The sequence below is a fragment of the Derxia gummosa DSM 723 genome (genome assembly GCF_000482785.1).
Lineage (GTDB): Bacteria > Pseudomonadota > Gammaproteobacteria > Burkholderiales > Burkholderiaceae_E > Derxia > Derxia gummosa.
Genome location: NZ_KI519499.1, coordinates 608,641 through 627,980 on the forward strand (window position 1 = coordinate 608,641; position 19,340 = coordinate 627,980).

General features: G+C 69.6%; 17 protein-coding genes and 1 tRNA gene. 2 read left to right on the forward strand and 16 right to left on the reverse strand.

Features of this window, described 5'->3' with window-relative positions; translation table 11 throughout:
• Positions 1 to 51 precede the first annotated feature (51 nt).
• On the forward strand, positions 52 to 408 hold the full coding sequence (locus H566_RS0120045) for a hypothetical protein (RefSeq protein ID WP_028312836.1): 357 nt from the start codon (positions 52 to 54) through the stop codon (positions 406 to 408).
• Positions 409 to 869: 461 nt separating this feature from the next.
• Here the strand turns inward: H566_RS0120045 and astB are convergent, their stop codons facing one another.
• The 6 genes from astB to rnr form a co-directional block, all read right to left on the reverse strand.
• Positions 870 to 2,210: an N-succinylarginine dihydrolase gene (gene astB / locus H566_RS0120050; protein WP_028312837.1), complete on the reverse strand. Its 1,341-nt coding sequence runs from the start codon at positions 2,208 to 2,210 to the stop codon at positions 870 to 872.
• 4 nt (positions 2,211 to 2,214) lie between these two features.
• Positions 2,215 to 3,390 (reverse strand): arginine N-succinyltransferase, encoded by a 1,176-nt coding sequence (locus H566_RS26635; protein WP_051379055.1) that lies wholly within the window; start codon positions 3,388 to 3,390, stop codon positions 2,215 to 2,217.
• Positions 3,391 to 4,167: 777 nt separating this feature from the next.
• A complete protein-coding gene (locus H566_RS26640) occupies positions 4,168 to 5,289 on the reverse strand; it encodes a DMT family transporter (protein ID WP_245591412.1) in 1,122 nt (373 codons plus the stop codon).
• Positions 5,290 to 5,310: 21 nt separating this feature from the next.
• Entirely contained in the window at positions 5,311 to 5,976 is a 666-nt protein-coding gene (locus H566_RS27790) for an energy transducer TonB family protein (RefSeq protein WP_051379058.1), read from the reverse strand.
• Between the two features lie 158 nt (positions 5,977 to 6,134).
• A complete protein-coding gene (rlmB, locus tag H566_RS0120075; RefSeq protein ID WP_028312839.1) occupies positions 6,135 to 6,887 on the reverse strand; it encodes a 23S rRNA (guanosine(2251)-2'-O)-methyltransferase RlmB in 753 nt (250 codons plus the stop codon).
• A gap of 91 nt (positions 6,888 to 6,978) precedes the next feature.
• On the reverse strand, positions 6,979 to 9,483 hold the full coding sequence (gene rnr / locus H566_RS26650; RefSeq protein WP_084545318.1) for a ribonuclease R: 2,505 nt from the start codon (positions 9,481 to 9,483) through the stop codon (positions 6,979 to 6,981).
• Positions 9,484 to 9,594: 111 nt separating this feature from the next.
• On the opposite strand from rnr, the gene H566_RS0120085 reads away from it, so the two are divergent.
• Positions 9,595 to 9,679 (forward strand) — tRNA-Leu (locus tag H566_RS0120085).
• A 75-nt stretch (positions 9,680 to 9,754) separates the two neighbouring features.
• Here H566_RS0120085 and H566_RS29235 read toward each other — a convergent pair.
• The 10 genes from H566_RS29235 to bamB form a co-directional block, all read right to left on the reverse strand.
• Positions 9,755 to 9,943 carry a hypothetical protein gene (locus H566_RS29235; RefSeq protein ID WP_156924515.1) on the reverse strand — a complete coding sequence of 63 codons (189 nt, stop codon included), beginning with the start codon at positions 9,941 to 9,943 and terminating at the stop codon, positions 9,755 to 9,757.
• Positions 9,944 to 9,966: 23 nt separating this feature from the next.
• Complete coding sequence (locus H566_RS0120090; RefSeq protein ID WP_028312840.1) at positions 9,967 to 10,503, reverse strand: phosphoribosyltransferase; 537 nt, start codon at positions 10,501 to 10,503, stop codon at positions 9,967 to 9,969.
• A gap of 14 nt (positions 10,504 to 10,517) precedes the next feature.
• Entirely contained in the window at positions 10,518 to 11,822 is a 1,305-nt protein-coding gene (locus H566_RS0120095) for an adenylosuccinate synthase (protein ID WP_028312841.1), read from the reverse strand.
• A 6-nt stretch (positions 11,823 to 11,828) separates the two neighbouring features.
• A complete protein-coding gene (locus H566_RS0120100; RefSeq protein WP_028312842.1) occupies positions 11,829 to 12,992 on the reverse strand; it encodes an ATP phosphoribosyltransferase regulatory subunit in 1,164 nt (387 codons plus the stop codon).
• A 65-nt stretch (positions 12,993 to 13,057) separates the two neighbouring features.
• A complete protein-coding gene (hflC, locus tag H566_RS0120105; RefSeq protein ID WP_028312843.1) occupies positions 13,058 to 13,945 on the reverse strand; it encodes a protease modulator HflC in 888 nt (295 codons plus the stop codon).
• 17 nt (positions 13,946 to 13,962) lie between these two features.
• Positions 13,963 to 15,180 carry an FtsH protease activity modulator HflK gene (hflK, locus tag H566_RS26655; protein WP_051379059.1) on the reverse strand — a complete coding sequence of 406 codons (1,218 nt, stop codon included), beginning with the start codon at positions 15,178 to 15,180 and terminating at the stop codon, positions 13,963 to 13,965.
• A 17-nt stretch (positions 15,181 to 15,197) separates the two neighbouring features.
• Positions 15,198 to 16,394: a GTPase HflX gene (gene hflX / locus H566_RS0120115; protein ID WP_051379112.1), complete on the reverse strand. Its 1,197-nt coding sequence runs from the start codon at positions 16,392 to 16,394 to the stop codon at positions 15,198 to 15,200.
• Between the two features lie 52 nt (positions 16,395 to 16,446).
• A complete protein-coding gene (hfq, locus tag H566_RS0120120; protein ID WP_028312845.1) occupies positions 16,447 to 16,683 on the reverse strand; it encodes an RNA chaperone Hfq in 237 nt (78 codons plus the stop codon).
• 151 nt (positions 16,684 to 16,834) lie between these two features.
• Entirely contained in the window at positions 16,835 to 18,181 is a 1,347-nt protein-coding gene (gene der / locus H566_RS0120125) for a ribosome biogenesis GTPase Der (RefSeq protein ID WP_028312846.1), read from the reverse strand.
• Between the two features lie 9 nt (positions 18,182 to 18,190).
• Positions 18,191 to 19,339 carry an outer membrane protein assembly factor BamB gene (gene bamB / locus H566_RS26660; RefSeq protein WP_034412282.1) on the reverse strand — a complete coding sequence of 383 codons (1,149 nt, stop codon included), beginning with the start codon at positions 19,337 to 19,339 and terminating at the stop codon, positions 18,191 to 18,193.
• Position 19,340: the final 1 nt, after the last annotated feature.

The following is a 19,340-nucleotide window of genomic DNA, read 5'->3' on the forward strand; positions in this document are numbered from 1 at the left end:
ATGCGGATCGCTGGAGGGCCGGTTGCGACTTCCATTCAGACCATTCACGACATGCTCAACAGCGCCCTTCTCACCATCGTCGAGGACGCCGGCTCGGCGGTGCTCACCCTCATCGAAGGTGTCGAGCAGCAGGAATTCCTGCGCTCGCGCCTCACCCGCACCGAGGTCCTGCTCCAGACCAAGACCGTCAGCGACGCGCTCGCGGGCGTGCCGGAGGCGACTCGGCCGCTGCTGCCGGAGATCGATTGGGCGGGCTGGAACGCGGCGGCGCGCGCCATCGCCGATCCGACGAGTCCGGATGCGGAGGATGCGTTGTGGTTCGCGATCACGGCGCTGCTGCCGGCGACGCTGATGTGGCTGCGGGTGTACCGGAAGGATCAGCCTCAGTTGTTTGCCTTCAAGGCCTGACGGCGCTGGCGTTGCGGGCGGTTTTCTCGGGTTCGCGGTCGGGCGGGGGCAGGCGGGTGACGGGCTTGCCCGACGGCGCCCTCGCGCTGCGCGCGAGGGTTCCCGGACGGGGCGGTCGGGCGCGGGCCGGTCCGCCAACTCGCCTTGCCCCGATGGGGCAAGGCTCAGACATGCGGACCTGAGCGCCACAGGCGCTCACCCGCGCCCGACCACCCCGCCCGGCTTGCCGGAGGCGCCCGCCACCCGCCTGCCCCCGCCCGACCGCTCGTGAATGCTCGACGGCCGATGGCGGCGCTTCGCGCCGCCGGGTGCGGAGCCACAAGCCGCGCGTTGCACTGCCCCACCGCATCCGCCTCGGACACGTCGCCGCCCTCGGCCAGAACTCCCGCTACCGCCGCCCAGGCCCTGCAACCGCCCTTGCGGCATTCAAGCCAGGGACGTTCCGCAACACACGCCGCCCGCTACCCGCCGAAGCCCGAATACAGCCCCGGCAGATCCAGCACCGCCTCCAGCTCCGCGAGCGCTCGCGCCACCTCCCCCGCCAGCGCCGGATCGCGCAAATCCTCGGCCGCGAGCCGGTCGCGGTAATGCCGCTTCACCCAGTCGGCGAGGCGGTCGTGCAGCGCCGGCGTGAACAGCACGCCCGGATGCACCGCCGCCGCCTGCTCGGCGGTAAGCACCACGCGCAGCCGCAGGCAGGCCGGGCCGCCGCCGTTGCGCATGCTTTCGCCGAGATCGGCGACGAGCAGGTCGGCGATCACCTCGCCCTCGTCGAGCCGCGCATCAAGCCAGCGCGCGACGCTGGCGATGCGTCGGCACTCGGCCGGCACCACGAGCGTGAAACGGCCGTCGTCGCGGTCGAGCAGCTGGCTGTTGAACAGATAGCTCGCCACCGCGTCGGCCAGCGGCACATCGTGCTGGCTCACGCGCAGATGGCGCAGCGGCAACGGATCGAGCGCGGCGCGCAGCGCGCCGAGCGTGCCGCCTTCATCGAGAAAGGCCATCTCGTGCGACAGCAGCACATCGCGGTGAGCGAGCGCGATCACGTCGTTGTGGAACACGCCGGCGTCGATCGCCGCCGGATGCTGCTGGGCATGCACGACGCGCCCCGGCGCGAGCCGGTGCAGCCGAGCGATCGCTCGGCCTGCCTCGTCGCTCTGGCGCGCGGGGAAGCGCTTCGGCGCGGGCGCGTCGGGCGCGAAGGCGCGCTTGCCGTACACGAACAGCTCGACGCCCGGCGCGCCATGGTCGGCACAAAAGCGCGAATGATTGGCCGCGCCCTCGTCGCCGAGCGCCGGGCTGCCCGGCAGCGCGTCGTGCACGGCGAAATGGTTGGTCGCGCCGAACACGCGGCGCAGCACGCGCGCGGTGAAGCGGTGCTCGCCGGCGCGATGCAGCTTCTCGTTGAGGTTGGCCGGCGTGAAATGCACCCGGCCGTCGGCGCAGTCGGCCGAGGGACTGACGGTGGCGGCATTGGCGGTCCACATCGCGGCCGCCGACCAGGCGGCGGCGTACAGCGCGGGCGCGGCGCGCGCGGCGTGGTCGAGCGCCTCGGCATCGCGCCCGTCGAAGCCGACCGCACGCAGCAGGCCCCAGTCGGGGCGCGGATGCGGCGGCAGCACCGCCTGGGCATGGCCGCGATCGGCCAGCGCGCGCATCTTTGCAAGCCCTTGCAAGGCGGCCGCGCGCGGATTGGACGGCGCCGCGCGATGCGCCTGCGAGGCCACGTTGCCGTGCGACAGGCCGGCGAAGTTGTGCGTCGGGCCGACGAGGCCGTCGAAGTTGAATTCGCGGGTTGGCATGGCTTCAGAGTCGGTAGATGCGCACCGGATCGGTGGGCGTAAGGTTCAGCAGCGCGAGCGCCTCGGCATCGAGCGGACGCGGCGCGCCCGCGTCGCCGGGCCAGGCGATGGCGCGCCAGCCGGCGAGCGCGGTGCTGGCGACGAGCCAGTGCGCGGTCGGCTCGGCGACGACGGGCTGGGCCGGAACGGACGAGCCGGCGTCGGCCGGCACAGGCTGCGCCCGGGATGATGCCGCTGCGCCGGACGCGGCCGGCGCAGCGGCCGCGCGCGCGCCCGCCGATGCACGGCCACCCGCCTCGGCAGATTCCGCCCCACCCCGCGCCCGCGTGCGCTTCAGCCCCACCTCGCCGGCCGGCAGGCGCCGGCTGTGCCGCATCACGCGCAGTTCGGCAATGCGCGCCTGAAGCACCGGGCCGGCATCGAAGATGTCCACGTAGCCCTGGTCGCGCAGGCCCTCGGCCTCCAGCAGCTTGCGCGCCGGCAGCGTGGCCGGATGCACGCGGCCGACCGCCTCGCGCGCGGCGCGCGGCAGCAGGTCGAGATAGAGCGGGTACTTGGGCATCAGCTCGGCGATGAAGGACTTGCGGCCGCGCGCGGACAGGTCGTCGGCACGCTCGAAGTCCATGCCGAAGAAGCAGCGCCCGAGGCCTTCCCAGAACGGCACGCGGCCGTCGTCGTCCTGGTAGCCGCGCAGCTCGGCGCAGACCTCGTCGCCGAACAGCGCACGGAACTCGGCGATGAAGCCGAGCCGGGCCTTCGACAGCAGGCGCCCCGCGACGCCGCCGCGCCAGTCGCCGCGCAGCAGCAGGCTGCACAGCTCGGCCGCGCCCGTGAGGTCGTTGACGAGAAAGAGCGTGGGCATGGCGTTCCAGATGCCCAGTTCGCGGCTCGAATGCACGAGGCTGCCGACGCGGTAGTTGTAGAAGGCGTCGTCGAGACCGACCGCCGCGCGCACCGCCGACACGCCGCCGATGCTCCCGTCGGCCACGTCCTGCAGCACGAAGAGGTAGTCGCGCTCGGCCTCGGGCAGGGTCTGGCCGAAGGAGCCCGCGACGCGGTCGAGCCGCTCGGCCAGCAGCGCGCGGTCGGGCTTGAGCGTGGTGAGGCCGCTGCCGGCCTGGCGCGCGAGATCGAGCAGCGCATCGAGGTCGGCGGGCATGGCGGGGCGCAGGAAGCGCATGGGCGGCTCCGGAAGTTGTGAGCGCCACGAGACGGTCGGCGCGAGCCGCTAGGCTTGCGGCATGGACAAAGATTCTCAGCAGCGGCGCGCGCGCGCCATCGGAATTGCGGCGGACGGGAACACCTGCCCGGGCGCCAAGGCAACCAGGGCGACAACGACAACGGCAGCCGTGTCGGCGATGGCAACCACGCCGAAGGTGGCGCGGCGCGCCGGAACGGGCGGCGGCGCGCTCACGCGACGCACGATGCCGCGCCTCGTGGTGCTGCTGTTCGTCGCCTGCGCCGCGCTGACACCCGGCCGGCCCGTCGTGGCCGAACTCGAACGCCGCATCGTTCCCTGCGGCGAAGCGGCCTGCGTGTGGGACCGGCCGAAGCTGGTGCTGCCGGCCGGCTGGGCGGAGGACGAGGACTGGAGTCCGCGCCTGCAACAGATCGTGCTGGTGCCAACGGGCGGCGACTTCGTGCAGGCGCCGGCACGGATCATCGTGCGGGTGTTCGAGGGCGCCAGCGCGGCGAGCATCGAGGAGCTGATCGAGCAGGAGCAGGACCGCGCCCTCGGCGGCTCGCTCGCGCTCACGGCGGTGCGCGGCGCCGCCCTGCCCGCCGCCGATGGCGCGCCTTGGCCGACGCTGGTCGTCGCGAGCCGCGATCCGGCCGCCGCGCGCCAGACGATCGCCTTCGGCCGCGACGGCGAGTCCTGGGTGGTCGCGGTGCTCGACGCCCGCGACGCGGCCGAGCACGAGCGCGCGCTGCCGGCGCTGAAGGCGCTGGTCGCGGGTTATCGGGTGGCACCGTCGCGGGCGCTGCCGCTGCAATCGGTGCGGGTCGGGCGGAGGTCCGGGCCAGCGGTGGCGGCAGCCGACGTTGCGGCGGTGGCCGGCGAGCCCCTGTCGCCGGCCACCGCCGCAACGTCCTCGTCGCCCGGCACGGTCTCGGCCGCCGGGTTCGCACGCGCGAGCTGAACGCCGCACAGGATCGCCACGCCGCCGGCGATCTGCGCCGGCCCGAGCGCCTCGCCGAAGATGGCCCAGCCCGCGAGCGCCGCGACCAGCGGCTGCACGAGCAGGGTCAGGCTCGCGAGGGCGACCGGCAGATGTGCCGAGGCCTGGGCGATCAGCGTCTGCCCCGCGACCTGCGTGACCAGCGCGAGCGCCAGCAGCAAGCTCCAGCCGGACCCGCTCGCGGGCAGCAGCGGGCTGCCGGTCAGCACGGCGAAGCCGAGTGCCACCGGCAGCAGGAGCGCCGCGCTGAAGGCGCTCGACCAGGCCATGAGCCGCAGCGCGTCATGCCGCGCCCGCGCCTGCTTGAGCGCGACCATGTAGCCCGCGTAGAAGAAGGCCGTCGCAAGCCCGAGCGCATCGCCGACCAGCGCGTCGGGCCGCGCCGCGGAGGCCGCGCCAGGGCGCGTCAGCGCCGCCGCGCCGGCCAGCGCGAGCAGCCCGCCGAGCGCGAAGCGCGCGCCCGGCCGCTGGCCACGCAACCACCACAGGCCGAGCGTCAGCACGATCGGCGCGAAGTTGGCGAGCAGCGTCGCGTTGGCGACGGTTGTGAAGACGATCGAGAAATGCCAGACCGCGAGATCGGCCGCGAAGCAGGCGGCCGTGGCCCAGACGGCCCGGTCGCGCCAGACGGGCTCGACGGTGGCCGACACGGCGGTCGATCCGGTCTGAACCATCGCCGCGGCAGGCGATGTCGCGGCCGCGGACGAGCACCGCGCGGCCAGCAGCGCCAGCACCGGCGCCGCGATCGCCATGCGCCAGAACGCGCTCGCGACCGGCCCGGTTTCGGACAGGCGCACGAAGATCGCCGCGAAGCCGATGCAGCTTCCGCCGGCAAGCAGGATGAGGAAGGGAAGCAGGGGCGGCCTTGCGTCGCCCCGGTCGGCGGCGGCCGAAGCCACCGCCTGACGCCGCCGCATCGATCAGCGGCTGGCCGAGGCGCGCGTCGAGGCAGCGCCGGTGCTGGCCGTCTTGGTGACCGGCTTGGCCTGGGCCGTCTGCGTGGCGGGCTTGGCCGTGGTAGCGGCCAGCGCCGGACCGCTGCCTGCCGTCAACGTCTTGGAGATGAGCTGGAAGCGGCCGTCGGCGCGGTGCAGCCACGACTCCGAGAAGATCGTGTAGCCGAGGCCGAGCGTGGTGTTCTCGGGCGGCAGCGGCAGCGGCTGGATGCTCGTGACGCTGGCGACGGCGGCCTGGTCGAGCTTGTCGTCACCCGACGAGCGCACGACCCAGGCGCGGTCGATCTTGCCGTCTTCATGCACTTGCAGGCCGACCACGGTCACGCCCTTGAGCGCGGTGTCGGCGGGGCGCGGCGCGTCCTGCTTCATCGCGAGGCGCGAGGTGGCGGCGATGCGCTCGGCCACGACACGCTTGTACGCGTCGAGATCGGCCTTGGCCGGCTCGGCCACGATGACGGCAGGCGCGGGCGCGGGCACCGGCACAGGCTGGCCGAGTTCGGCGGCCGAGATGGTTTCGGGCGCGGGCTTGTCGGTCGGCGGCTCGTTCTTGGGCTGGCTGGCGCAGGCGGCGAGCAGAAGGACGGGCGTGGCGACGGTGAGTGCGCGCGCGGCGCGTTGGATGAGGGACATGGACGACTGCTCCGGTGAAAGACGCGGGCGATTCTAGTCCCGCGTTCCTGCGTGCCTGCTGCGGTGGCACAGGGGTTTGTGACACGCCGGGCATGACCGCGCCGGTGCCCGGCGTCAGCTGCGCCGGCATCCGGCGGCGGTTGCGCCAGCGCCCGGCATCAGCCTCGCTTGCCGCGCTGGCGCACCGCCTCGTACAGGCAAACGCCGCTTGCCACCGACACGTTCAGGCTCTCGACCGCGCCGGCCATCGGGATGCTCACCAGCTCGTCGCAGGTGTCGCGCGTGAGTCGGCGCATGCCCTCGCCTTCGGCGCCGAGCACGAGGGCGATCGGGCCGGTCAGGTCGGCTTCGTAGATGCTGCGCGGCGCGTCGTCGGCCGTGCCGATCACGCGCAGGCCGGCGTCCTTCATCTCGCGCAGGCTGCGCGCGAGGTTGGTGACGACGACGTAGGGCATCGACTCAGCCGCGCCGCTCGCCGCCTTGGCCGCGACGCCGCTCAGACCGGCCGCGCGGTCCTTGGGCGCGACCACCGCATGCGCGCCCGCGCCGTCGGCCACGCGCAGGCAGGCGCCGAGGTTGTGCGGATCGGTGATCGAGTCGAGCACCAGCAGCAGCGCGTCCTGGCCCTCGGGCATGAGGTCGAGCACGTCGTCGAGCGTGCGGGCGATCTCGATCTCGTCCACCACCGCCGCCACGCCCTGATGGCGATCGGTGCCGGCCACGCCGGTCAGGCGCGCCGCATCGACGGGCGCGAGCTTGAGGCCGGCCTCGGTCGCGCGCTGGATGAAGTCCTGCATGCGCTTGTCGCGCCGGCTCGCCTCGACGTAAAGCTGCTTGATGCTGGCGGGCGCGTGGCGCAGGCGGGCGGTGACGGCATGGAAGCCGTGCAGGACCTTGCTGGGTTTGCTCATGGATGCTCGAAATGAAAACGGCCGCGCATGATGCAGCAGCGGCCGGAATGGGGAACGGGCCCGGCGGCGCTGCCGCGAGGCCCGTAAAGACTCAGCGCGGCTTGCGCTTGCGCGACGGCTTGGCGGGACCGCCGCTGCCGCGCGTCTTGCGGATCTCGGCGCGGCGCGCCTTGGCCTGCGAGCCCGCCTTCGATGCCGCCACCTGCTCGGCCGTGCGCTTGGTCGGCGCGCGCTTGGCCGGCGCCTTGCCGCCCTCGCCTTCGCCGCCGTCCTTCAGGCGCGCCTCGGCCGCCACCGCGCGCGACGCCGCGCGCGACAGCTCCTCATGCGTATTGCCCTTCACGAGGCGGAAGTCGATCTTGCGTGCCTCCAGATCGACGCGGCTCACCTGCACATGGATCGCGTCGCCCAGCCGGTAGCGCTGGCCGGTGCGCTCGCCGCGCAGCTCGTGGAAGGCCTCGTTGAACTGGAAGTACTCCGCGCCCAGTTCGCTCACATGCACCATGCCCTCGACGTAGAGGTTGTCGAGCGTGACGAACACGCCGAAGGGCGCGATGCCCGAGATGCGGCCCGAGTACTGCTCGCCCACGCGCTCGCGCATGTAGAAGCACTTGAGCCAGGCCTGCACGTCACGGCTCGCGTCGTCGGCGCGGCGCTCGTTGGCCGAGCACATCGCGCCCAGACGCTCCCAGCGTTCGTGCGTCTCGGCCTGGGCCTGCTTGCCGCGCGCGCTGCGGCTGCGCAGGTCGGCCTTGACCGGCGCGGCGTTCTCGCCGGCCGGCAGCGGCGCGTCGGGCAGGTACTGACGACCTTCGAGGATGGCCTTGATCGTGCGATGCACGAGCAGGTCGGGATAGCGCCGGATCGGGCTCGTGAAGTGCGTGTAGGCCGCGTACGCGAGGCCGAAGTGGCCGACGTTGTCCGGCGAGTAGATCGCCTGCTGCATCGAGCGCAGCAGCACCGTCTGCAGCAGCGGCGCGTCGGCGCGCTGCTTGATGGCTTCCATCAGCTTCGCGTAGTCGCCCGGAGTCGGCTCGTCGCCGCCGCCGAGGCTCATGCCGATGGTCTTGAGCAGCGCACGCAGGTTGTTGAGCTTCTCGGGCGTCGGGCCTTCGTGGATGCGGAACAGCGCCGCATGCTTGCTGCGCAGGATGAAGTCGGCCGCGCTCACGTTGGCGGCCAGCATGCATTCCTCGATCAGCCGGTGCGCGTCGTTGCGGGTGCGCGGAATGATCTGCTCGATCTTCCCCACCGAGTTGCAGACGATGTAGGTCTCGGTCGTCTCGAACTCGATCGCGCCGCGCTGCTGCCGGTGCGCGAGCAGCACCTTGAACAGGTCGTAGGCGTCCTGCAGGTGCGGCACGAGCGCGGCGCGCGGCTTGGGCAGTTGGGCCGCGAACTCCGGGTTGCTGAGGATGTTCCACACCTCGGTGTAGGTGAAGCGCGCCTGACTGTGCATCACCGCCGGATAGAACTGGTAGGCGGTGATCTCGCCCGTCATGTCGATGACCATGTCGGCCACGAGACAGAGGCGGTCAACGTCCGGGTTCAGCGAGCACAGGCCGTTGCTGAGCTTCTCGGGCAGCATCGGGATGACGCGGCGCGGGAAGTACACGGAGGTGCTGCGCTCGACGGCGTCGGTGTCGAGCGCGTCGCCAGGCGTCACGTAATGGCTCACGTCGGCGATCGCCACGAGCAGACGGAACAGCTCCTTCTTCGTGCGACCGCGGCCGGTCGAGAAGCGCTCGCAGTAGATGGCGTCGTCGAAGTCGCGCGCGTCCTCGCCGTCGATGGTCACGAGCGGCACGTCGCGCAGATCGACGCGGCCCTTGAGATCCTTGGCGCGCACCTCGTCGGGCAGCTTGGCGGCGAGCGCCTTGGCCGCGTCCGAGAACACGTGCGGCACATCGAACTTGCGCACCGCGATCTCGATCTCCATGCCCGGATCGTCGATCTCGCCGAGCACCTCAATTACGCGGCCGATCGGCTGCGAATAGCGCGACGGCTGCTCGATGATCTGCGCTACCACCACCTGCCCCGGCTGGGCGCTGCGTGCCTCGCCGGGCGGGATGAGGATGTCATGCTTGATGCGCTGGTCTTCCGGCACCACCACATGCACGCCGCGCTCGCTGATGAAGCGGCCGACGAGCTTGTCGGTGCGCCGCTCGGTCACCTCGACGATGCTGCCTTCGGAGCGCCCGTTGCGGCCGGTGCCGGTCACGCGCACGAGCACGCGGTCGCCGTGCAGCACCTTGAGCATTTCCTTCGGCGGCAGGTAGATGTCCTGGGCGCCGTCGTCGGGATGCAGGAAGCCGAATCCGTCGCGATGGCCGATCACGCGGCCGGCGATGAAATCGAGCTTGGTCGCGAGCAGCAGCACGCCCTTGCGGTTGGGCAGCAGCTGCCCGTCACGTTCCATCGCGGCGATCCGGCGCGAGAAGCCATCGAATTCGCGCTCGGTCACGCCGAGCTGGGCCGCGAGCTGGTTGGGAGTGAGCAGCGCGGGCGAAGCGCGCAGGACGCGCAGGATGTCTTCGCGGCTCGGGATCGGATACGGATGAAAGTCGGACTCTTGCGACACGTTGTGATCTGGCATTTGCGTTTTTCGTTAAGACACTCTATAGTCGCAGCCTTTCGCAGTTCACGAAACAAGCAGTCAACAGCAACGACTGAGATTCACAAGGTTTCGGGAATCACGAAAACACCTGCCCAGGTGGCGGAATTGGTAGACGCACTAGTTTCAGGTACTAGCGGGTAACTCCGTGGAGGTTCGAGTCCTCTCCTGGGCACCAAACAGTTGGTGATGCCTTCAAGGCAAGCACCAGTTGCCAAGAAAGCGGTTTGAATCGATTCGATTTGCAAATCGTTCAAATGGCGGCAAAACGAAATCCGGCAATCGTCAAACGATTCGCCGGATTTTTTTTGCCCTTTTGCAGCGCATGTCTTTTGCAATCTGTCGCGCCGAAAAGACAGGCGAAGCGCAAATGAAAAAGGCAGCCGAAGCTGCCTTTGCCGGTTGACGAACGCGAATGCCGGAATTCCGACGGCGATTGCATTCGTCATGACTGCGCTTCCTGCCTCAGTCCTGCGATGCCGCATCGCTGCGACGCTGGGCCGCTCGCCTGAGCAGCGTGTCGATCCGCATGTGGTCGTACAGCTCGAAGGGCTGATGGATCCACGGATTCGTCGTCAGGAACCTGACCGCGTAATCCGGCTTGTAGACCGAATGCGCCTTGTGCCACAGCACGGCGGTGCGCACTTCCTCGATCTGCGGGTACTTGGCACGCAGATGGTCGATGACCTGAACGATCGTCTTGCCCGAATCGGCCAGATCGTCCACCAGCAGCACGCGACGGCCGAGTTCCTTGGTCGTCGAGGTGAAATGGTCGGCGATGAGGAGCGTGCTCTGCTTCGTGCCCGAATCCTCGCGGTACGAGCTCGTCGTGAGGATTGCGTAGGGCTTCTCGAAGATGCGCGAGAACACGTCACCGATGCGCGTGCCGCCGCGGGCGAGGCACAGGATCTGGTCGTACTCCCAGCCCGACTCGTGGACGAGCACCGCCAGATCCTCGACGAGGTCGTGGTACTCCTCCCAGGTCACGAAGAGGTCGTTCATTCGCGCGGCTCCTTTCAGCCCTTGAACGGATGACGCATGACGATGGTGTGGGCGCGGTCGGGGCCGGTCGAGATGATGTCGATCGGCACGCCGCAGACCTCGCTCAGACGCGTCAGGTAGCGACGCGCGTTCTCGGGCAACTTGTCGTATTCAGTCACGCCGAAAGTCGATTCGTTCCAGCCCGGGAATTCCTCGTAGACCGGCTCACAGCCCTCGACGTTCGCGGCGCCGAAGGGCAGCAGCGCAACTTCCTTGCCGTCGACGCGGTAGCCGACGCCGAGGCGCACGGTCTCGAAGCCGTCGAGCACGTCGAGCTTGGTCACGCACAGGCCCGAGATGCCGTTGAGCTGGGCCGAGCGGCGCAGCGCGGCGGCATCGAACCAGCCGCAGCGGCGCGGGCGACCCGTGACCGAGCCGAACTCCTTGCCAACTTCGGCAATCTTGCGGCCGACGTCGTCGAACAGCTCGGTCGGGAACGGGCCCGAGCCGACGCGCGTCGTGTAGGCCTTGGTGATGCCGAGCACGTAGTGCAAGCGCTGCGGACCGACACCGGCGCCGGCACAGGCCGCGCCCGCGACGCAGTTCGAGCTGGTCACGTAGGGATAGGTGCCGTGGTCGATGTCGAGCAGCGAGCCTTGCGCGCCTTCGAACAGCAGGTTCTCGCCGCGCTGGTTGGCGTCGTAGAGCAGCGCCGACACGTCGCCGACCATCGGGCGCAGGCGCTCGGCGTAGCCGAGCGTCTCGTCGCGCACACGCTCGAATTCCACCGCCAGCGCGCCGAGGTAGTTCACGAGCATGAAGTTGTGGAAGTCGAGCACTTCGCGCAGGCGGGTCTCGAAGGTGGCGGCGTCGAGCAGGTCCTGCAGACGGATCGCGCGGCGGGCGACCTTGTCTTCATAGGCCGGGCCGATGCCGCGACCGGTCGTGCCGATCTTGGCGTCGCCGCGCTTGGCTTCGCGCGCCTGGTCGATGGCGATGTGGTACGGGAGGATGAGCGGGCAGGCTTCGGAAATGCGCAGGCGGCCGCGCACGTCGAGGCCGGCGGCTTCGAGCTCCTCGATTTCCTTAAACAGCGCCTCGGGCGAGAGCACGACGCCGTTGCCGATGTAGCAGGTGACCTCGGGCCGCATGATCCCCGACGGGATCAGCCGCAGGATGGTCTTCTTGCCATCGATGATGAGGGTGTGGCCGGCGTTGTGGCCGCCCTGGAAGCGGACCACGCCGCTGGCGTTGTCGGTCAGCAGGTCGACGACCTTGCCCTTGCCCTCATCGCCCCACTGGGTACCGATGACGACGATGTTGCGGAAAGCAGCGTTCATGGTGTTTCAGGCCCCTCGGGGCTCGTCGAGCGCCTGCACCAGCCAGCTTTCGGCGGTGCGGACGATGTTGCGGTCGCAACTGAATTCATCGGGATCGTGCTCGTGGCCCGGGAAGTCCTGGATCACGATTTCGCCTTCGGCACGCAGGCGTCGTACCAGCGCATGCAGTGCCGCATCGTCCGACCAGGGCGCGCGGATCGCAAGCCGAGGCGCCGGGTCGGGCAGCAGCGTGGCGAGCTCGCGCAGGTCGAGCGAGAAACCGGTGGCCGGACGCGCGCGACCGAAGGCCCGGCCCACCTCGTCATAGCGGCCACCGCGCAGGATGGCCGCCGGCCAGTCGGCGCAGTACACCGCGAAGGTGATGCCGGTGTGGTACTGGAAGCCGTGCGGATCGGCCAGATCGACGGTCACGCGCGCGGCCGGCAGCGAGGCCGCGAGACGCGCGAGATCGTCGAGCGCCTGAGTGATCGCCGGATCGGCCGGCAGCGCGGAGCGCGCGCGCTCCACCACCGACGCGTCACCGTACAGGCCGCACAGCACCTCGAAGGCAGCGCGCGCCTCGGCATCAAGTGTGTCGCTCGCGCGGATCGCCGCGATGTCCTTGCGCTTGACCGCCGCAATCACGTCCGCGGCGCCATCACCGGCGAGCCCGGCACGCCCGAGCAACGCCCGCGCGATGCCGACATGCGACAGATCGATGCGCACCTGCCCCGCGCCGGACAGCGCCAGCGCGCCGAGCGCCATCTCGCAGATCTCGATGTCGGCCTCGATCCCGGCGTGGCCGTAGATCTCGGCGCCGATCAGGATCGGCTCGCGCGACGCATGTAGGCCGCGCGGACGCGCATGCAGCACGCTGCCGCAGTAGCACAGGCGCGCGATCCCGCTGCGGTTAAGCAGGTGGGCATCGATGCGCGTGACTTGCGGCGTGATGTCGGCGCGCAGGCCCATCGTGCGACCGGAAAGCTGGTCGACGAGCTTGAGCGTGCGCAGGTCGAGATCGCTGCCGGTGCCGGTGAGGAGTGACTCGATGTACTCCAGCATCGGCGGCATCACGAGCTCGTAGCCGTAACCGCGAAAGAGGTCCAGCAGCGAGCGGCGCAGTTCTTCGAGAATGCGCGCGTCCGCAGGCAGGAGGTCGGAAATGTGTTCAGGAAGCAGCCACTTGGGCACGGCCGTCAGCGCCTTGCAGGGCGAAAAAGCAAAACGTCGATTCTAGCCTTTTCGCCGCCCCTGCCCTACTTGCGTGCGCCGGCCGCGCCGCCCGACTGCCGGAAGTAGCGAAAGAAGTCCGACGACGGGTCAACCACCATCACGTTGCCGCCCTTGCCAAAGCTCTGCTTGTAGGCGTCGAGGCTGCGATAGAACGCCGCGAACTCCGGGTTCTGGCCGAAAGCCTCGGCATAGATGGCGGCGGCCTTGGCATCTCCCTCGCCCTTGATGGTCTGAGCCTCGCTGTAGGCCTGGGCGAGGATGACCTCACGCTGGCGATCAGCATCGGCGCGGATCTTCTCGCCCTCGGCTGAACCGATCGAGCGCTGCTCGTTCGCCACGCGCTTGCGCTCGGCTTCCATGCGGCGGAACACCGATTCGGAAATCTCCGGCACGAAGTCAACACGCTTGAGCCGCACGTCGATGATCTCGACGCCAAGGCCGCGCACGCGTTCGGCCACCGCCTGCGTCACCTCGGCCATGATCGCGTCGCGCTGCGACGAACTCACGTCGTTGACGGTGCGGCGCGTGATCGCGTTCTGCAGCGCCTCGCGCACGATGATGCCCATGCGGTCCTGTGCGCCGCGCTCGCTGCCCTGGAAGCTCACGAAGAACAGCCGCGGGTCGGCGATGCGCCATTTCACGTAGGTATCGACGAGCAGGTTCTTCTTCTCGCTCGTCTGCACGCGGTCGGCGTCGGGCGTGTCGATCGTGAGAATGCGGCGATCGAAGTACATGACGTTCTGGAACGGCGGCGGCAGCTTGAAGTACAACCCCGGTTCGCGGATGTCGCGCTTGAATTCGCCGAGCGTGAAGACGATCGCGTACTGGCGCTGATCGACGACGAAGACGCTGCTGCCGAATGCCAGCAGGGCCGCGATGAGCACGGCGATCGAAAGGAAACGCTTGTTCATGGCCTGGGGGAAACGGGTCAGCGGGAATCGCGGTCACGGCCGCGGAGCACGTCGCGCGAACGCGACTCGGCGGGCGCGGCGTCATGCGGCTGGGCCGGCAGCGCGACCGAACCCGGCGTGCCGCGCGCGGCATCCGACTGCACCTGACGCATGAGCTGGTCGAGCGGCAGGTAGAGCAGCGAGCCGTTGCCGCGCGTATCGACCAGCAGCTTGGAAGTGTTCTGGTAGATCTGCGACATCGCGTCGATGTAGAGCCGATCGCGCATCACCGTGGGGGCGCGGTTGTATTCGGTCAGCACCGACTTGAAGCGGGCCGCGTCGCCGGTGGCGGTCTCGACCACCCGCTGGCGATAGCCCTCGGCCTCCTGGGTCAGCCGCGAGGCCGCGCCGCGCGCCTTTGGGATGATGTCGTTGGCATAGGCCTCGCCCTCGTTGATCTGGCGCTCGCGGTCCTGACCGGCCTTGACCGCGTCGTCGAACGCGGCCTGCACCTGCTCGGGCGGCTGGGCCTGCTGGATCGCGACGCTTTGCACCAGGATCCCGGTCTTGTAGCGGTCGAGAATGCCTTGCATGATCGACCGCACTTCCTCGGCCACGTCGGCCCGGCCTTCGTACAGCACAGAATCCATCTTCTGCCGGCCGACCACGGCGCGCATCGAGGTCTCGGCAGCCTGCTTGACCGCGTCTTCGGGATTGCGGTTCTGGAATACGAAGTCGGCCGCGCCGTCCTCGCGGATGCGGTACTGCACGGCGAACTGGATGTCGATGATGTTCTCGTCGTCCGTCAGCATCAGCGCCTCGGGAAGGATCTTGGTGCGCGCGCCGCCGCGATAGCCGATCTCGACCGTGCGCAGCTCGGCCACATTCACGAGTTCATGCGACTGGATCGGGTAGGGCATGCGCCATTGCAGGCCGGCCCGGCTCGACGTGCCCGAGTACTGGCCAAAGGTGGTCGTGACCGACTGCTGGCCTTCCGGGACGATGTAGAAACCGCTCGCCGCCCAGATGAGCACCGCCGCCCCGACCGCGAGGCCGATGCCGAGATTGCTGCCGCCGCCCTTGCCGGACGACGGCGTCGGCTCCGGCCCCTGCTTACCGAACAGGCCGGAGATGCGCCGGTTGACGTTGCGCCACAGTTCTTCGAGGTCGGGCGGGCCGTCTTCAGGGCGGCGATTGCCGGGATCCGAGGGATTGTCCTGAAGGGCCAGCGAGGGCTTGCGCGGTGCGCCGGTCATGGTCGTCGGTATCGGGATCAGAGAGGTGGATCGGAGTCGCCTGAAAGCTCTTCGACAGCATTGTCGCCGACGAATTGCATTCCGCCGAGCCGGCTCGCGTCGGCGCGCTCGGCGATGGCGGCGCGCAGCAGGTCGAGGCCGGCGCCCATACGCGCGCTGAGGACGACGCGGTCGATGCTGCCGTCCATGTTGCGCGAAGCCTCGGGATCAAGCCCGGCCGCATCTGCCTTGTTGTAGACGACGATCTGCGAGATGTCGGCCGCGCCGATCTCGCGCAGCACCGAGTTCACCGCGTCGATCTGCGCATGGCGCGACGGACTTGCCGCGTCGACCACATGCAGCAGCAGGTCGGCGTGGATAGTTTCTTCGAGCGTCGCCTTGAAAGCCTCGACGAGCTGCGTGGGCAGTTCGCGGATGAAGCCGACGGTATCGCTCAGCACCACCTGACCGACGCCATCGATCCAGATGCGGCGGGTGGTCGTGTCGAGCGTCGCGAACAGCTGGTCGGCCGCGTAGGCCCGCGCCCGCGTGAGCGCGTTGAACAGCGTCGACTTGCCGGCATTGGTGTAGCCGATGAGCGAGACGCTGAAAGTGCCGCGCCGCTCGCGCGCGCGACGCTGGGTATCGCGCTGCGCCTGGAGCTTGCCGAGCTTGATGCGCAACTGCTTGACGCGCTCGCCGATGAGGCGGCGGTCAGTTTCGAGCTGGGTTTCGCCGGGGCCGCGCAGGCCGATGCCGCCCTTCTGCCGCTCCAGGTGGGTCCAACCGCGCACGAGGCGCGTGGACAGATGCTGAAGCTGGGCGAGCTCGACCTGGATCTTGCCCTCGTGCGACTGGGCACGCTGGGCAAAGATGTCGAGGATCAGACTCGTGCGGTCGATGACGCGCAGGCCGATCACCTGTTCCAAGTTGCGCTGCTGCGCGGGCGACAGCGCGTGGTTGAACATGACGAGATCGCAATGCTCGGCGCTGGCAGCGAGCTTGATTTCCTCGGCCTTGCCCGAGCCCACGAAGTGCTTAGGATCGGGCGTCGAGCGCTTGCCACTCACGCGGCCGACGACCTGCGCGCCGGCAGTACCGGCGAGCAGCTCGAGTTCGTCGAAGGAATCTGCGAAATCGGAGGATCCGAAATCGACGCCGACGATCAGTGCGCGGGCGCGCTCGTCATGCGTGTTCTTAGCGCCTCGCGCGCCGCGGACACCGAACTCTCCGATGCCGCCGGCGAGACCTTCAGCGGGGTTGATGCGTGACAACTCGCGGGCCGTGTCAGTCGGCTTGCTGCTCGACCTGGAAGTGAACGGCGCGTGCCGGCACGACGGTGGAGATTGCGTGCTTGTAGACCATCTGCGTCACGGTGTTGCGCAGCAGGACGACGTACTGGTCGAAGGACTCGATCTGGCCCTGGAGCTTGATGCCGTTGACCAAATAGATGGCGACCGGAACGTGCTCCTTGCGCAGGGTGTTGAGGAAAGGATCTTGTAGCAGCTGGCCCTTGTTGCTCATTGGAGCTCCGTTCGAGGAAATGTTGTTGTGATGTTCGCCCTCGCGTCAGGGCGAGCGCCGCACCTTACCCCAAGCGAAAGCCTAGGGGCAACCGGACTTCCGGGAGCAGAGGTGACAAGTCGTCACCGCTGCGGGAAGCCCCTGATGCGCATCAGCGGTCGCGATCATCGAAAGGGTTCGCGGTGCTGCGGTACTCGATGCGCAGCGGCGTGCCCTCAAGCGCGAACTGCTTGCGGAAGCGGCCTTCCAGGAAGCGCGTGTAGTGCGCCGGCACGTTGCCCAGACCGGTGCCGTGGATGACCACGATCGGCGGGTTCATGCCGCCCTGGTGCGCGTAGCGCGGCTTCGGGCGCGACAGGCCGTGACGCGGCGGCGCCTGATGCGCCACGGCGTCCTGCAGCGCGCGCGTGAGCTTGGGCGTGGAGAGCTTGCGGAAGGCCGCGTCGCAGGCACCGGCCACCGACTTCATCAGCGCGCCGATGCCGCGGTTATGCAGCGCCGAAATGAAATGCAGCTTGGCGAAGTCCATGAAGCCGAGCTTGCGCGCCATCTCGCGCTTGACCCAGTCGCGCTTGTCTTCGTCGAGGCCATCCCACTTGTTGACCGCGAGCACCACCGCCCTGCCCTGCTCGACGACGAAGCCCGCGATGTGCGCGTCCTGGTCGGAGATTTCCTGCTGGGCGTCGAGCATGAGCACGACCACGTTGGTGTCGGCGATGGCCTGGAGCGTCTTGACGACCGAGAACTTCTCGACCGCCTCGAACACCTTGCCGCGCCGGCGCAGGCCGGCGGTGTCGATCAACGTGTAGGGCCGGTCGGCATGGTCGAACTCGACCTCGATCGCGTCGCGCGTCGTGCCCGGCATGTCGAAGGCGATCACCCGCTGCTCGCCCACGAGCGTGTTGATGAGCGTGCTCTTGCCGACGTTGGGCCGGCCGACGATCGCGATCTTGGTGCGGCGCGGCCGCTCGCTGTCGTCGGCTTCCTCTTCCTCGGGGAAGTCAGCCAGCACGGTCTCGATCATCTCGACCACGCCGTCGCCGTGGGCCGACGAGATCACGCACGGATCGCCGAGGCCGAGGCGGTGGAAGTCGGCCGTGAGCATCGCGGAGCGGCTGTCGCCCGTCATGCCCTCGGCCTTGTTCACGGCGACGGTCGCGCGCACGCCGCTCTTGCGCAGGCGGTCGGCAATGATCTCGTCCTGCGGCGTGAGGCCCTGGCGGCCATCGACCACGAACACCACGGCGTCCGCCTCGGCGATGGCCTGGAGCGTCTGCTGCGCCATCGCGTGGAAGATGCCGTCCTTGGCGATCGGCTCGAAGCCGCCGGTATCGACGACGAGATAGGGCCGCCCGCCCACGCGCCCCTCGCCGTAATGGCGGTCGCGCGTGAGGCCCGGCAGGTCGGCGACGAGGGCGTCGCGGCTGCGCGTGAGGCGGTTGAAAAGCGTGGACTTGCCGACGTTCGGCCGGCCCACGATGGCAATGACGGGTTTCATGAAGCTCCGTTATTCGGTCGCGACCGCGACCACCGCGCCGTCGGCTGTCTGCACGACAAAGCCGCGCGCCGCCGGTTCGAGCGAGACGGGCGCCATGCGGATGGCACTGCCGTCGGTGGCGAGACGGCCGATCAGGTTGCCGGTCTCGCGGTCGAAGAAATGCAGATAGCCGCGGTAATCGCCCGCGACGACGGTGCGGCCCCAGGACAGCGGCGCCGCGAGGTCGCGGAACTTGAGCTTGTCGTTGGTCCACAGGAGGGTGCCGGTATCGCGTGCAAAGGCTTGCACGACGGCCTGCTCGCTCACGCCGTACACGCGGCGCACATCGGCCGCCGGGCCGGCGCCGGCCGAGAAGTCACGCACCCAGATGGTCTGGCCGGTCGCGCCGTTGAGGCAGCCGATGCGGCCCTGGTAGGTCGCCGCGCAGACCTCGCTGCCTTCGACCACCGGCGTGCCGACCACGTCCACCACGCGCTCAAGCTCGGTCGTGCCCTTGGCTTGGGCCACGGCCACGTCGAACACGACCTGGCCGTTGGCGACCTTCACGCCCAGCAGCCGCCCGCCCGGGAAGGCCGCGAGCAGCACATCGCCCGCGAGCACCATGCCCGAGGGCACGCGCAGCGTGAGCGGCGGCACCGGGCGGATCAGCGACCACTTGCGCTCGCCGGTGGCGAGGTCGAGGCCGTAGAGGCGCGAGTCGGACGAGCGCACGACGGCCATGCCATTGGCCACCGCCGGCACGCCGATCAGCTCGGCCGGCACGCGCGCCTTCCAGAGCTGCTTGCCGGTATCGAGCGCGAAGGCCGCGACCTGGCCGTCCGGACCGCCGACGACCGCCGTGGCCGCATCCGTGCCCACGCCCGCCGACACCTTGAAGCCGGTCTCGACGCGCCAGCGCTCGCGACCGGTCGCGGCATCGAGCCGCGCGAGCCGGCCCTTGGTGGACGCCGCCAGCACCGTGCCGTCCACCAGCGCCGGCGCGAGTGCCCAGGGGCCGTCCTCGCCGAGCTTGGCGGTCCAGAGCGTGCGCGCGGCGACGCTCGATTCGATCGGCTTGAGATCGGCCGGCACGCGCTGCGGCGTCGAACCGCAGGCCGCGAGGCCGATCGCAACGGCGAGCGCGAACGCGCCCGCGCGAAGAGAAGCGAGGCGAGCCATC